The sequence below is a fragment of the Dyadobacter sp. AC419 genome, from assembly GCF_979253085.1.
The window spans coordinates 133,283-146,798 of sequence record NZ_CEEDCD010000008.1 but is presented as its reverse complement, the minus strand read 5'-3'; the positions used below and the strand labels follow the sequence as shown (position 1 = coordinate 146,798).

Here is a 13,516-nt window from a genome sequence, read left to right as displayed (position 1 = left end):
TGTATGTTCTTCGTTGGTTTTCCAAGCGGTATTTAACCGAGCCTCTCATTGTCCGTTCTCTAGTTTTCGCATTTATCGTGAAACGCTTTCGCGTTTTTCGTGCGCCGCTCATTCTTGAAATCAATGCTGTTTTCAGTGATCCCAAACAGTAATATTTTACCATAAGTAAGCAATGCAAATGTTTTACCATCGGGACTAGACATCTGCCGCCGTAACCTGTGAATTAATGCGAATGCTGTCTTTTGCTTGCAAAGTATAATTTCCGGGCTCGAAAGGCATTTGATAAAGCTTTACAAATTTGTTCTTGCCCCAGTTCTTGGAAAACAAATACAGATTCTTTCTATAATAAAACATCGCTTCTGCGTCAAAAACCGGTTTCCCATCAGGTCGATCCACCGACTTTTGATCAGCATATTGGAAAGATATTTTCTCGGTAGAACGCTCTTTATCAGCATATTTATATATTTCAAATTGCTTCCGGGGCACTCCGTTATTGCCGAAGTCGCCTATAAAGTAATGCTGATCTTCGTCCTGGGTTATGTCCTCCCAATCTATGTTTTTAGCATTGGGAATGGTTTTTGTCTAGAAACAAGTTTGCCGGAGGAGTCTGAATTCATAAAGCGCTGGTTTTCCACCGCTATCATTGTGGGTAAGGAACAGGCCAGGAACCGGACTTTTTGCAAGTCCCGCGACTTTCAGAGGCGACAATGGGAAGCTTGCCTATTTTATTAATTTTGTAATGAGCACGTACTTTCTTGAAATCGTTGATCTTATGATCAGGCTGGCAAGTACAGAATACAGTTTTGACAGCAAACCACAGATACATTAATTTATTCATGAATTCAGCTTTACGTCCTCTTCCAAACAAAGATAAAGAAACCCCTCTTTACCTGAAACTGGCTAGCACACTAGTCGCATTGATTGCGATTGTTTACATTTTCATTGACCCTGCGGGAAACCATCATTCCGCTTGCGTTTTCCATTTTACTTGCCATTTTGCTGCATCCGGTTTGTGCCTGGCTCGAAAGACATCGCGTGCCGCGTATAGGATCCATTTTGCTCAGTATATTGTCCCTTTTCGTCGTAATTGTCGTGCTCTTATATGTTGTTTCTTTACAAATAGGAAGCTTTGCCGAAGAACTGCCGAGAATCACCGAAAAAGCAGAAACAATTCTGGATCAAACGCTTACAATGGGTGAGCGTTATCTCAATGTCAGCAGAAGTCAGCAGGTTAGTGAGGGTAAAAAATATTTAATCAATCCATTAAGTGAAGGCCGGGCGGTGCTGCTGGAACACGCTCGTGACCACAACAGGCGCTATTTCTACATTTATATTAATCCCGCTTTACATATTCTTCTTCCTGCTTTATCGCGACTTTTTCAGAAGATTTGTTCACAAGGCGATAACAAATGTTCCTAATGAGTCACTAAACGCGCCTTTAAAGAAAATTTACGAGGTGATCCAGAGCTATCTTTCCGGGTTGTTCTTAGTAATTCTAATCGTGGGTGTTTTGAACAGCATTGGTTTGCTCATTCTTGCAATTCCTTCATGCGATCTTCTTCGGTTTTTTAGCTGGATTCTTGATTTTGATCCCCTATATCGGCATATTGATCGGCTCGGTGCTTCCGGCCCTTTTGGCTGTTGTAACCATGGATTCGCCCTGGTATGCATTGGGGGTAATTGGAGTAATGAGCTTTGTGCAGTTTTTGGAAGGAAATTTTATCACGCCAAACATTGTCGGTTCCAAGGTGAGTGTTAATCCATTGGCTAAGCGATCGTTGCCTTGTTTTTGGGCGGCCAGCTTTGGGGACTTTCGGGATTAATCCTCGCATTGCCGGTTACAGCGATTTTGAAAGTGATTTTCGACACCATTCCGAGCATGGAGCCTTACGGATTTTTACTCGGCGAGCTCCAGTGCATGAGGTTACGGAAGATAATGCTGTGATGGAAAAAGAGGACATGCAGGAAAGAGAATTTAAGAAAAAGCCTTACCGCAGATATCGCAATAAGCCCCGCAAACGTCCGGATGGAATGCCTGTTCCGCCCCAGACAAATCCAGGTTCATAACACTATTTAACTGCCACTTTTTCGACGCTAATCCCCACGCTCATCACGAATGGAAGGGGATTTTGTCGGCCGTGGATTGGGTGAGTGTGGAAGTGTCAGTTCCCGATCTTTTAAACCTGTAATTTTTTAGAAAAGGGATTTTATGATCAAATAGATCCCCCAAGCCGTGGCCGTAGGGCCTGCCGGTGGCTTCATTGGACAAAAAAACTTCTTCCAATGTGTTTGAAATGACCTTTTGATCGGGACCTGTGAAACTTCTGGTCAAATAAAGATTATAATACGGGATATTGAAGCGTGTTACGAAGCAAATAATACATGTTGTAAGTTGCCGTCGTATCCGTTATTTCAACCTTGAATGTCGGCTTATTTTTGATATACCAAAGTCCGTCATCAATGTCTTCATGCGCCTTATAAACAATATTTTCGTCACAACCTGACAGGATCAGACCAAAAAATACAACAGAAGCTAACCAAAAAAACTTCATCCGAGCGCTTATTATTGAAAGTGACAAAACTAACATTAAAACTTACACGCTGGATTTTTGGCCGGAATTAACGGTTAAGCCAGGAAGTAGAAGCTTCTTTTTTCCAATGGTTCATCCACTGTGCTTTTGTTGAAACCTGGTTGTCAAAAATGATCGTTCCCGGTGACAGGATTTCATCCGTAACGGCTTGCTTAATGTTAGGAACAGGAACTGTATCAATCTCATTATCAGGTCCCAAATATGCAACAGAGCGATCCCATAAAGTTGATCTGCATACTCGCCCCGATTGCCTGAATCCAATGCACAGATTTGTCAATGAGAGCCGCCGCTCGGCAACTCATCGTTTTCATCAACCGCAATTACAACAAACCGATGTTCAAAGACTTTTCCCGAAGCAGTCAGCGGTTTGCCGTGCGCCTCCCAATTGTCAAGCGAAGCCTTCAATGTCTGTGTAATGACGCCAACTTCTTCATCCGTCAGCTTGCGGTCGGCCTGGTAAATCCAGACGCGCGATTGGAGATCTATATCACTAAAAGGAATGTACATAATGCGATAATCTAAGAGAATAATTAGTAGGGCCTGGCATTACAACCCCTCGGCTTGCGCAATCAGTTCCGCGAGGTCATAAACTTTAACGGAATGCTCCTGCTCTTTATTTTTGACGCCGTCCGTCATCATTACCATACAAAACGGGCAAGCGACCGCAATGGTCTCGGCGCCAGTCGCGAGCGCTTCTTCAATTCGTTCAATGTTAATGTCCTTTTTTCCTGGCTCCGGTTCTTTAAACATTTGCCCGCCACCAGCGCCGCAGCAAAGCCCTTTGTCCGGCAGCGTTTCATTTCAACCAAATCGGCATCCAATGCTTCTAAAACGTGCCTTGGCGCTTCATAAATGTTGTTTGCACGACCCAGATAGCAGGAATCATGAAAGGTGATTTTCTTGCCTTTGAATGTTTGTCCGCCTTCAATCCGCACACGGCCTTCGTCAATAAGCTGCTGCAAGAAAGTGGAATGGTGGATTACTTCATAATTACCGCCCAGCTCCGGATATTCATTTTTTAATGTATTAAAACAATGCGGACAAGCCGTCACAATTTTCTTGATTCCGTACATATCCAGCACTTGGATGTTGGACATAGCCAGCATTTGGAATGTAAATTCATTGCCCGCCCGCCGTGCCGGATCGCCCGTGCAACTTTCTTCCGTGCCCAAAACCGCGAACTTTACGCCCGCTTTATTCAGGATTTTCGTAAAAGCAACCGTCACTTTTTTATAACGATCGTCAAACGAACCCGCGCAGCCCACCCAGAAAAGAACTTCGGGCATTTCATTATTGGCGGCCATTTCGGCCATCGTCGGCACTTTATATGTCAGTTCGCTCATTATTCTTTCGGTTCAAGGTCAGCGGCCCAGTTAAAACGGTCGCCCTGCGAAAATTTCCATGGAGCCTGATTGGTGTCCAGGTTTTTGAAACATCATGTTCCAGAACTCGCCGGCGCCTCCGATTCGTCCATCACCTTATGTCTGCGCAATTGCAGAATGATATCTAGCGGGTTAATCAGCACCGGACATTCCTGCACGCACGCATTGCAAGTTGTGCAGGCATTAATTTCTTCCACCAATATATAATCACCGATAAGGCTTTTGCCATCATCGACAAACTGTCCGCCGTTTTTCTGCATGTTCCTGCCCACGTCTTCGAGTCTGTCGCGCGTATCCATCATGATTTTGCGGGGAGAAAGCTTTTTGCCCGTAATGTTGGCCGGACAAGCCGCTGTACAACGTCCGCATTCCGTGCAGGAATAAGCATCCATGAGGTTTTTCCAGGAAAGGTCCTGCACATCTTTTGCACCAAACCGGTCAGGAATTACTGCTGCTTCTCCCGTTTGCGCCGTTTCAATGCCCAGCATTGTTTTCACCTCCGCCGTAATTTCCGGCATATTATTCATCTTTCCTTTCGGTGTCAGGCGTGCAAAATAGGTGTTAGGAAAAGCTAAAATAATGTGCAAATGCTTGGAATAAGTCAGATAAACTGCAAAAACGAAGATTCCGATAATGTGAAACCACCACGCAAACCGCTCATAAATAACGAGCGTATTTTCATTCCAACCTGCAAAAGTCGATTTCAAAAATTGACTGAAAAGGAAGTCGCCCGTCTGCGGATAATGTGGATTTCCAAGGTCTTGCAACGCCAAATCCGCCGCATTCATCGTCAGAATGGCGATCATCAAAACGATTTCAAAAACCAATATCAGCTTCCCATCCAACGCAGGCCAGCCGTTCAGTTCACGGTGGCGAACGGGCTGTAATCGCTCAACTTTCGTGACAGTCCGCCGAAGCAGAAAAATAATGCAGGCGAGCAAAACACCGACAGCCAGAAATTCAAAGAAACCAATCAATATGGGATAGAAGCCGCCTAAAAACGGAGCAAAAACTCTGTGCTTACCCAAAATCCCATCGAGCACAATTTCCAGCACTTCGACATTGATGAGGATAAAACCAATGTAAACCGCAAAATGCAGCACACCGATCAAAGGTCGATCAAACATTTTTTTCTGACCAAACGCAATGCGAAGCATCATTGACAGCCTTTCGCCAGGGTTATCCGAGCGATCCTCCGGCTTCCCGAGTAGATCGTTGACCGGATCAAGGTAATCCTTTGATAAGCCAGCCAGGCGACCGCTGCCAAAACGGCTATGAATAGTATTTGCTGAATTATCGCCATTGTTCAATCATTTAAACCCGCCATTAGTATGCCAAGCATACCTTAACAAATATGGTAAAAATGTGAGTTGGTGCCAATGTTTTTGAAATAAAATATGAGCCTGAAAATGTAAAATGTAGATAATCAGGTGAGTAAGTTGCTGTGGCAAACAAATTGAGAAATATTTTACTAAATAATTTGTAAAGCAAAACCAAACTTCTAGTTTTGCAGTCCCAAAGGGAACCAATTGAGCCTGGTGATGTAGCTCAGTCGGTAGAGCAAAGGACTGAAAATCCTTGTGTCGGCGGTTCGATTCCGTCCATCACCACAACTTAAAAGCCGTTACGAGCAATCGCAGCGGCTTTTTTCCTATTGTTTTTACTAAAGCTTAAGGCTTACACCGAGCTTCAAGGCATTAGTTCATCATGAACATCTCACTTGTAATACCGAAAAATTCTAAGAATGTAAAACAACAATGGCGATGAATAGGCATTTAGAATCTTGCTGTTGTCTAGGATCAAATCAAAAACTTGTTGAGGGCTAGGATTTTTTAGGTTGTTATTTTTTATCAGGGCTATTTGTTTTGGAGAGCTTCTTGCCACTTATTGAGTTAATCTTACCAGAGTTTATAATTGACAATTACCTGCTGACCCATGTATAGAGGTCAGAAGAACGTTACCATGTCTATTTGGAAGAGAAAAATTATCCGGAAGATGTTCCAAGAAAGGCACACTTACTCTCGAAAGGTTATTTCCCGACCATTTCATTGCAGGATTCTCCCATATGCGGTCACGAAATTTTTTTCAGATCAAACGTCGTAGAAGGCTCAATATTTAGACGGGGAAAGTTGTTCATTGAGACTGGACTCAGGTAGCTTAGGGAACTCGGATGACATGTGAGTTTTCCGCTTTTTTAAAAGCGGTTGGTGAATACGAGGGCTAATGATGTTTGGAGTGTTGGCCGTCTTTATTGAGTCAATGGTAAGGATCTATTGCGCAGATACCGTCATTTTCAGAGTGTATCCAAAGAAGTCATGCAAAGAAATGGCTGTTATTCTCTGAAAACATAGGCTCTCACCTCTCATTGACGAGACCAGCCCCTACCGTGGGTGAACTCTATACAATTCTTACAAACAAAGCTGCCAAAGGTGGGTGGGGAAGTATAGTGGCCATTGTTGCCGGCACCAAGGCCGAAACGGTTATTGAGGTCCTTCGCAAAATCCCCAAATACCTGCGAAAGAAAGTAACTGAAATCACCTTGGATATGGCCGGTAGCATGACAAGCGATGCTTTCCGCGAGCTACAGCGCGTCAGCGGACCGCTTTCACGTACATAGGTTAGCTATTGAAGCTCTGCAAGAAATCCGCACAAAACACCGCTGGGAAGCCGTGGTTTGGAAAACAATGCTATTGAGCAGCAAAAGTATAACATGAGTACCAATGCATCCGCCGAATCCTTCAACGCAAAGGTCAAAGCTTTTAGAAGTCAGTTTCGAGGAGTTCGTAATGTCGAATTCTTCCTTTATCGCCTAACTCAGTTATATGCTTAATCCACGTTGCTCCACAACATTTGGTCTTGATCCGTTGTCCACCGAAACTATAAAATCGTCCAACAGCAGCCGATATAAGCATTTTAAAATGTCGAATCGTATTAACCGAACTTTGGAAACCACATCAAATGCTTTTATTGCGAAGGATACTCCGGTTGCTGCCGATCCAATTTGTTTCTGTTCCTCCAAAGCCGTCATAGATACCTTCATGACGAAAACATCATAAAAGCCGGCTGAAAGATTTCTCCTGCCATCTCACTTCGTCCGCGAGTTTTCTGCTTTCATTATTGTCTCAATACTGTTTTTAATATTTTTTTTGCAGTAAACCAGGAAAGGATGAGTTCTAGTTAGAGATACTTATTACCTTGTAAATGTTCACCCATAAATTTTTCTTCTACAATAGCCCAAAATGAAGGGCTTGAAGTATAGCTTTTGTCTCTATGTTCAGAATTTACACACGCTAACATGATATTCAATTCAATTGATTTCTTAATTTTCTTCATAGTAATTTTCATTTTCTACTATGCCCTGGAGGGAATATCGCGGCAAATACTGCTATTCATTGCGAGCTGCGTATTCTATATGTGGTTTATTCCGGCATATGTGCTTATCCTATTTTTGACGATAATCATTGACTATATTGCCGCAATTAAAATTGAGGAACACGATTCGCCAAAATCAAAGAAGTTGCATTTAATATTAGGCGTTGTCAACACCTGCATTGTGCTCTTTATATTCAAATACCACAATTTCTTTATCGATAATTTTAATGAAATCGGTTTGTACTCCGTGGGCCGTTGGAACATTATATTGCCAATTGGATTGTCATTTCATGTTTTTCAGAGTTTGAGCTATGTAATCGAGGTTTATCGAGGAAATATTAAGGCGGAGCGAAGTCTCTTAATCTATTCAAATTTTGTAATGATGTTTCCTCAATTGGTTGCAGGTCCGATAGAAAGGGCTGACAATCTTATTCCGCAGCTCCGGAATAACAACAAGCGAATATCTTATGACGATTTTTTTATTGGTTTTCATAGATTTATCTGGGGCCTATTTAAGAAGGTTGTGGTTGCCGACCTCTTAAGTACTTACGTGGACGCAACCTATAACAACTACGAGATGCACCCTGGATCCATGTTATTTGCAGCAACTATTTTCTTTTCAATTCAAATATATTGTGACTTTTCGGGTTATTCTGATATGGCAATTGGTATAGCCAGAATGTTGGGATTCAAGTTTCGTGAAAACTTCTCTTTGCCCTACTTTTCGAAAGATATCACTGAGTTTTGGCGACGATGGCACATATCCTTGTCATCATGGTTGCGAGATTACTTATATATTTCATTTGGGGGAAATAGGCACGGCAAGTTAAATACCTATAAAAATTTGATGCTTACGTTTCTTCTCGGGGGCTTATGGCATGGAGCTTCCTGGAATTTTGTTATCTGGGGTGGACTGAATGGATTATACCTTAGCATTGAAAAAGCAACCGGTTTGCCAAAATATCGACCGGCAAATATTGTGTGTAAGCTGTTTAGGATTGGTTATGTATTTACCCTTATTTCCTTTTCTTGGATATTCTTTCGTTCCATCACTTTTCATCAGGCAGTCGCGATCCTAAACAAGATTCTTTTCAGTTTTAACAGCTCAAAATTTCAGTTTTTAGATACAAATGTCTTTGGTTCGATGATGGTAGGCATACTTCTGCTTTTTATAGTGGAGTACTTATTGTTAAGAAAATATTCGTTTGAAATGATATTGCAAAGCACCAGAGGTTCTAAACTGGTCTGGGTTTTTTCGATAACAGTACTTTTCTGCATCGTTTTATTAGGTAATTCTAACGGAAGCCAGTTCATATATTTTCAGTTCTAGTTATGAAGAAAATCCTACTAGCGTTATTACTTTTCACCTTCGTATTCTTATTGCTGGATCGTATGGCCGCGTATTTTTTTAAGACAAAACTATTTGATCACACCTTGTCTGGCGAATCGGGTGGATCTTTAAACTATCTGCTGAAAAGGAAGAAAAGTATTGACTTTATTATTCTCGGCTCATCACGTGCAAAGCACCAGATTGATCCTGGTGCGTTAACCAAACTCTACAATGGCAATGGCTATAATGCTGGTATCAATGGAGTTGGTACGGTAATCTACAATAGTATACTACTAGATATTTTGATCAAAAATCGCGTTGTTCCCAAGGTAATCGTTTTGCAAACAGATGCTTATCAATTTAGAAATAATGGAATCCAAATAGCTAATGAGACTATGCCATTGTATCCTTTTGCCGAGCAAAGCGAGCTGCTAAACAGCTACCTCTCTTATTCAGAGAAGTTCAAACTATTAATTCATATGTATAGGTTTAATGGTAAGTGTCTGAATGTTCTTTACAATTATTTTAAAAGAGGTTCGATCGCTGATAACACCGGGTTTGTTGGTCTTAATATCAGTATGGATTCAACAAAAGTATTAAAGAAATCGAGCAGTAAAACGCAGTTTTCTTTCGCAGATAAAAAGATTCAGGCGCTAAAAAATATTGTTATATTGTGCAGTCGCAACAATATTAAGCTGGTAGTTATTATTCCGCCTTTCTACCGAAATCTTAGATACAATAAGGAGGGAAATTTGAGGTTGTTTGAGGCAATGCGAGCAGCAGGTGTAAACAATCTACTGGATTTGTCTGACGTGAGAAAGATGCCTGTCTTGCAACAAGCGTCAATGTGGAAGGATAAGGACCATTTGAACAGTACAGGGGCAAGGGTATTTTCAAAAGTAATTAATGAACAGTTGAAGTCATTAATTTAAAAGTCTTAAATACGCTTGCTCCTACGTACCATTATTTTTCACAGATAAAGATATCTTCTTCGATATTTACACCGTGTTTTAAATATTGTTTGGAGATGTTGATTCTGTTTACTTTAAATCCGCTTTCCTGTAAACGGTTTTCATAATCTTGACCATAAATTCTGCAATGGTCAAACTGTCCAAAGATTTTAATTCTCTCCTTTGGGTCTGTTATTGAAAAATCCTCAATTGTTTTAGTGGTATTTTTTGAAATCGGTATTTGCAAAATCGCTTTTCCCCCTACTTTAAGAACACGACGAAGGTCTTTCATCGCTAGCACATCTGTTTCAATGTGTTCAAGTACATGATTGCAAATGATCAAGTCAAATGTATTGTCATCATAGGGTATGTCAAGAACATTAATGTTTTCGACGTGGCCGGGATATTGGTAGCCTTCTGTAAAAAGATCACCGCAGACATACTGTTTGAAGCCGAATTTTAGGATTGTATTTGTCAGGCTTTCTTCCGGTGCAATATGCAGAATGCTTTTATTTTTATCAGCCGTAAAAATATTAAGCTTGTCTTTTAAATAGAGATAAATAAGCCGTTCGCGGTCGGATGAACCGCAATTGTAACATCCGGCAAATCTTCGGCCACCGCCAACAATTTGTTTTTCGCTTAAAATAGGAGCATCTGCTCCGATCGGAGCCAAGTCTTTGGAGGAGTAGTTGCAAATTGGACAGATATACTTGTCTCCTTTGTGTAAAATTAATTTAGCTTCCTTTTTTAGCCTGTTAGGAATTAGTTTTTTGATAACGTCTATCATGTTCTTTGATTTGTATGATTACACATAGCGAATATGAGGACATGTTGAGTACGTATATGCAACGTTACTGAATTGATATCACTAATCCTATATACAAGTGATTATAAACGAGAAAATTACCCCCCAAACACCCGCAAATCCGTAATCTCCGACCGGTGCATCTCCAAGAATTCACAAAAGAGTTTTATCTGACGTGTTTGTTCGGAAAAATCGATGGTGTGATCGTATTCTTCCTGGAAAACATCCTTGAAGTCGGTGATTACGTAGCGCAGGCTGCGGATGCCTTTGGCGCGTAATGCGGGGAGGTAGAAATTCTGGTGACTGATGGCGTAACAGCCGGGTGTATAATTGCTCGTTGTTTTGATGTCCACTGCGACCATTTTGCCAAGCACATCGACGTAGCCGTAAAGCAGCACATCATCCAATTGATATTCACAATAAACCTGCGTTTTAAGCATGGGTCGCGGTAGGAGTGCGCGCACCCGTGAAAGGATTTCCGGATCAAATTCTTCTTCATCGATTCCTTTAATCACGGCATCTTCAAAGGACACGCCTTTTCGTTGTGCTTCCGTTTGCGGCACAGGCAGGCGGTTAATGCTGTTAATCAAGTCAATTTCATTGATATAGCCCTTTTCGTATCGGTCAAATCGATTGAGCAGTGTGGGATAGAGCTTATATTTTACGCTGTTGAAAGTCATTATATTAATGCGTTTTTATCAAACAAAAAGTGGTTTAACGAAACCGGTAAGCCAATGTGACTGCAATAAAGCTGAATTTGTCGTTCGGCGTATCGCTGTAAGATTCGCTTTCTTCGGGATTGATTAAACGCTGTCCCGAGGTGGCGTCCAGCTTATCGGTCCGCACGAAATAGAAGCGGTAATCCAGGCCTATATCCCAATGTTTCAACAGCCGATAATCCACAGAAGTGCCCAGTGGCAGCATTCCTTCCCGCGTTTTCTTGATTTTAGCCAGACTCTTTGGCTTGCCCCAGCGCAGAAAAAGCGGATTGCGCGCACTCTGCTGGCTGTTTGTGAAGCGTATCAGCTTATTATTATCAATATCAAAAACATTTGCACTAAAATGAATAAGCCCAAGCCCGCCATAAATGCTGAAATGCGCATTACCAGGTTCTTGGTGGCTCATTTGTTCTGTCAAATCCCATTTCGCAATGACATCGACAGCATTAAATTCATTTTCAAACCAGGAGTTGAAGAAAGGAATTTTTTCGCCGCCGAGCTTTCCTGACGACACATTAAGCTGCAAAATGACATGTTTATTGACAGAGCGCCCAACGGTCATTCCAAAAACACCCTGCATATCCTGATCATTCAGTTCTCCAAAAAACTGCGTTAATCCGCCATGCACACTTATCAAAAAAGGCATGTATTCAGTTCGGTCGTATGCCTTTTTTCTGCTTATCCCGTTCGTAGAAGCTGATTTTCGCGTTTGGGCAAGTGCATTTGATACAAGGAAAATGAAAAGCAGTGATAGCAAGCATTTTGGCATGATCGGTAACCGGTTAGCTGTTAGTCCTAAAATGATTCTTCATTTAGACGCACATTTCCGGTTTTGGTAATCGTATTGCAGTAATTACATTGAATGGTAACCCGAATAACAATTTTTTATCTGTTAGTTTTGTTGATTGTTGTATTAACAATAAAGCAAGATGAGCGTAGTACCCTATAAGGACAAAGACGGAAGCAAAAGAGAGCAGGTTGCGGAAATGTTTGACAACATTTCGCCGAAATATGACTTGCTAAATCACCTTCTGAGTGCGGGCGTTGACATTTACTGGCGGAAACGTGCCATTAAACTGCTTCGAAAGCAAGCGCCGAAAGTCATTTTGGACATTGCCACGGGCACCGGCGATTTTGCCATAGAAGCGCTTGCGTTAAAGCCTGAAAAGATCATTGGAGTCGACATTTCTGAGGGAATGCTGGCCGTTGGGCGTGAAAAAATAGCCAAATTGGGCAAGCAGGACATCATTACATTGCAAAGCGGCGATTCGGAAAGTTTGTCTTTTGATAACAATTATTTCGATGCAATCATCGTTTCGTTTGGAGTACGCAACTTTCAGAATTTGCTGGCCGGACTGACCGAAATGAACCGCGTGATGAAGCCAAGCGGGACTTGTGTGGTGGTGGAATTTTCAAAGCCCCGCAGTTTCCCGTTCAAGCAGTTTTATAATTTTTATTTCAAATATATATTACCGCTGATCGGTAAGACCGTTTCAAAGGACAGCTCAGCGTACACCTATCTTCCCGAATCTGTTCAGGCGTTTCCGGATGGGGAGGCATTTCTTGAAATCTATAAAAAAGCAGGTTTTATTAATACCAAATGCATACCACTTACCTTCGGGATTTGTTCAATTTACATAGGGCAAAAGTAATTTTAAGCATCCTTGTGCTGTTGCTGGCAGTTCAGGAAATTAGTGCACAAGGAATAGGTTACAGGCGCCGTCATTTGGAATTTTATGACGATAAGCCAATCCATTACGGGATCCTGTTTGCCGTGCCATTTACCCGCTTCAATATTAAGCATAGCAACGATTTCGTGTCTTCGGATTCTGCTTTTGTGATCCAATCGCCCAATTCTGCGGCTTTTCGGATGGGTTTTATTATTAATGCTTTCCTGACCGATCATTTTGATCTCCGGACAACGCCTTCGGTTTCGCTCTACGACCGCGCTGTCAAATTCAGTTATCCGAATGGCACGGACAAAACAGAAAAACGCGAATCGACCTGGATAGAAGTGCCCCTTTTGCTGAAATATAAGTCGCTCAGACGTGTGAATTCGCGTATGTATATGCTGGCGGGTGTAACCTTCGGAATTGAGACGAATGTAAAGCGAAATCGTGGCGGAGGCGGCGGACAGCTGAGCACAAAATCGAGCGACGTTTCGATTGATTACGGAATCGGTTACGAACAATTTTTTGAGTTTTTCAAGTTTGCACCGGAATTGCGCTTTTCTCATGGCCTGACAAATGCTTTCCAGCCGGCAAAAAACTCATTAGGCAAAGGAATCAATCGGTTGTCGACACATACGGTAACATTGTATTTAAATTTCGAATAAAATGTGCCCTGATCTTCAAGGGATTGTGATTT

15 protein-coding genes, 1 tRNA gene and 4 pseudogenes are annotated in these 13,516 nt (G+C 41.9%); 11 read left to right on the top strand and 9 right to left on the bottom strand.

Annotated features, from left to right (window positions below; translation table 11 throughout):
• Positions 1-195: 195 nt before the first annotated feature.
• Positions 196-486 carry a hypothetical protein gene (locus tag AC0IYG_RS04160; RefSeq protein ID WP_471709767.1) on the bottom strand — a complete coding sequence of 97 codons (291 nt, stop codon included), beginning with the start codon at positions 484-486 and terminating at the stop codon, positions 196-198.
• Positions 487-927: 441 nt separating this feature from the next.
• Here AC0IYG_RS04160 and AC0IYG_RS04155 point away from each other — a divergent pair, with 441 nt between their 5' ends.
• The 4 genes and pseudogenes from AC0IYG_RS04155 (at position 928) to AC0IYG_RS04140 (ending at position 2,067) form a co-directional block, all read left to right on the top strand.
• Entirely contained in the window at positions 928-1,419 is a 492-nt protein-coding gene (locus AC0IYG_RS04155; RefSeq protein WP_471709766.1) for an AI-2E family transporter, read from the top strand.
• Positions 1,319-1,528: pseudogene (locus AC0IYG_RS04150) on the top strand (AI-2E family transporter); the annotation flags it as partial. The gene AC0IYG_RS04155 and the pseudogene AC0IYG_RS04150, both read left to right, overlap by 101 nt.
• A 58-nt stretch (positions 1,529-1,586) precedes the next feature.
• Positions 1,587-1,823: an AI-2E family transporter gene (locus AC0IYG_RS04145; protein WP_471709765.1), complete on the top strand. Its 237-nt coding sequence runs from the start codon at positions 1,587-1,589 to the stop codon at positions 1,821-1,823.
• A gap of 91 nt (positions 1,824-1,914) precedes the next feature.
• Positions 1,915-2,067, top strand: a complete 153-nt coding sequence (locus AC0IYG_RS04140; RefSeq protein WP_471709764.1) for a hypothetical protein — start codon at positions 1,915-1,917, stop codon at positions 2,065-2,067.
• Positions 2,068-2,069: 2 nt separating this feature from the next.
• Here AC0IYG_RS04140 and AC0IYG_RS04135 read toward each other — a convergent pair.
• The 5 genes and pseudogenes from AC0IYG_RS04135 to AC0IYG_RS04115 form a co-directional block, all read right to left on the bottom strand.
• Positions 2,070-2,552 (bottom strand): annotated as a pseudogene (locus AC0IYG_RS04135) (gliding motility lipoprotein GldH).
• Positions 2,553-2,619: 67 nt separating this feature from the next.
• On the bottom strand, positions 2,620-2,790 hold the full coding sequence (locus tag AC0IYG_RS04130) for a hypothetical protein (protein WP_471709763.1): 171 nt from the start codon (positions 2,788-2,790) through the stop codon (positions 2,620-2,622).
• Between the two features lie 74 nt (positions 2,791-2,864).
• Positions 2,865-3,098 carry a hypothetical protein gene (locus AC0IYG_RS04125; RefSeq protein WP_471709762.1) on the bottom strand — a complete coding sequence of 78 codons (234 nt, stop codon included), beginning with the start codon at positions 3,096-3,098 and terminating at the stop codon, positions 2,865-2,867.
• A gap of 39 nt (positions 3,099-3,137) precedes the next feature.
• Positions 3,138-3,934, bottom strand: a pseudogene (locus AC0IYG_RS04120) ((Fe-S)-binding protein).
• Positions 3,934-5,276 (bottom strand): annotated as a pseudogene (locus AC0IYG_RS04115) (4Fe-4S dicluster domain-containing protein). Before AC0IYG_RS04115 ends, AC0IYG_RS04120 begins: the two co-directional pseudogenes overlap by 1 nt.
• A gap of 234 nt (positions 5,277-5,510) precedes the next feature.
• Between AC0IYG_RS04115 and AC0IYG_RS04110 the strand changes: the two are divergent.
• The 5 genes from AC0IYG_RS04110 (at position 5,511) to AC0IYG_RS04090 (ending at position 9,607) form a co-directional block, all read left to right on the top strand.
• A tRNA-Phe gene (locus AC0IYG_RS04110) sits at positions 5,511-5,583 on the top strand.
• 776 nt (positions 5,584-6,359) lie between these two features.
• Entirely contained in the window at positions 6,360-6,590 is a 231-nt protein-coding gene (locus AC0IYG_RS04105) for a hypothetical protein (protein WP_471709761.1), read from the top strand.
• A 93-nt stretch (positions 6,591-6,683) separates the two neighbouring features.
• Positions 6,684-6,803 (top strand): transposase, encoded by a 120-nt coding sequence (locus AC0IYG_RS04100; RefSeq protein ID WP_471709771.1) that lies wholly within the window; start codon positions 6,684-6,686, stop codon positions 6,801-6,803.
• Between the two features lie 582 nt (positions 6,804-7,385).
• Positions 7,386-8,675, top strand: coding sequence for an MBOAT family O-acyltransferase (locus AC0IYG_RS04095; protein ID WP_471709760.1), 1,290 nt, complete (start codon positions 7,386-7,388; stop codon positions 8,673-8,675).
• A gap of 2 nt (positions 8,676-8,677) precedes the next feature.
• Entirely contained in the window at positions 8,678-9,607 is a 930-nt protein-coding gene (locus AC0IYG_RS04090) for a hypothetical protein (protein WP_471709758.1), read from the top strand.
• Between the two features lie 31 nt (positions 9,608-9,638).
• Here the strand turns inward: AC0IYG_RS04090 and AC0IYG_RS04085 are convergent, their stop codons facing one another.
• From AC0IYG_RS04085 to AC0IYG_RS04075, 3 genes are all read right to left on the bottom strand, one after another.
• Entirely contained in the window at positions 9,639-10,412 is a 774-nt protein-coding gene (locus AC0IYG_RS04085) for a class I SAM-dependent methyltransferase (protein ID WP_471709757.1), read from the bottom strand.
• Between the two features lie 116 nt (positions 10,413-10,528).
• A complete protein-coding gene (locus AC0IYG_RS04080) occupies positions 10,529-11,110 on the bottom strand; it encodes a hypothetical protein (RefSeq protein WP_471709756.1) in 582 nt (193 codons plus the stop codon).
• Positions 11,111-11,144: 34 nt separating this feature from the next.
• Positions 11,145-11,795, bottom strand: a complete 651-nt coding sequence (locus AC0IYG_RS04075) for a hypothetical protein (protein WP_471709755.1) — start codon at positions 11,793-11,795, stop codon at positions 11,145-11,147.
• A 283-nt stretch (positions 11,796-12,078) separates the two neighbouring features.
• Here AC0IYG_RS04075 and ubiE point away from each other — a divergent pair, with 283 nt between their 5' ends.
• Together ubiE and porT are read left to right on the top strand one after the other, a co-directional pair.
• Positions 12,079-12,801, top strand: a complete 723-nt coding sequence (gene ubiE, locus AC0IYG_RS04070) for a bifunctional demethylmenaquinone methyltransferase/2-methoxy-6-polyprenyl-1,4-benzoquinol methylase UbiE (RefSeq protein WP_471709754.1) — start codon at positions 12,079-12,081, stop codon at positions 12,799-12,801.
• Complete coding sequence (porT, locus tag AC0IYG_RS04065; RefSeq protein ID WP_471709753.1) at positions 12,750-13,484, top strand: type IX secretion/gliding motility protein PorT/SprT; 735 nt, start codon at positions 12,750-12,752, stop codon at positions 13,482-13,484. Before ubiE ends, porT begins: the two co-directional genes overlap by 52 nt.
• Positions 13,485-13,516 lie beyond the last annotated feature (32 nt).

Coding starts and splice junctions, on each gene's coding strand:
- AC0IYG_RS04125 (WP_471709762.1), bottom strand. CDS start 3,098: ATGTACATTCCTTTTAGTGATATAGATCTCCAATCGCGCGTCTGGATT.
- AC0IYG_RS04100 (WP_471709771.1), top strand. CDS start 6,684: ATGAGTACCAATGCATCCGCCGAATCCTTCAACGCAAAGGTCAAAGCT.
- AC0IYG_RS04095 (WP_471709760.1), top strand. CDS start 7,386: ATGTGGTTTATTCCGGCATATGTGCTTATCCTATTTTTGACGATAATC.
- AC0IYG_RS04090 (WP_471709758.1), top strand. CDS start 8,678: ATGAAGAAAATCCTACTAGCGTTATTACTTTTCACCTTCGTATTCTTA.
- AC0IYG_RS04085 (WP_471709757.1), bottom strand. CDS start 10,412: ATGATAGACGTTATCAAAAAACTAATTCCTAACAGGCTAAAAAAGGAA.
- AC0IYG_RS04080 (WP_471709756.1), bottom strand. CDS start 11,110: ATGACTTTCAACAGCGTAAAATATAAGCTCTATCCCACACTGCTCAAT.
- AC0IYG_RS04075 (WP_471709755.1), bottom strand. CDS start 11,795: ATGCCTTTTTTGATAAGTGTGCATGGCGGATTAACGCAGTTTTTTGGA.
- ubiE (WP_471709754.1), top strand. CDS start 12,079: ATGAGCGTAGTACCCTATAAGGACAAAGACGGAAGCAAAAGAGAGCAG.
- porT (WP_471709753.1), top strand. CDS start 12,750: ATGCATACCACTTACCTTCGGGATTTGTTCAATTTACATAGGGCAAAA.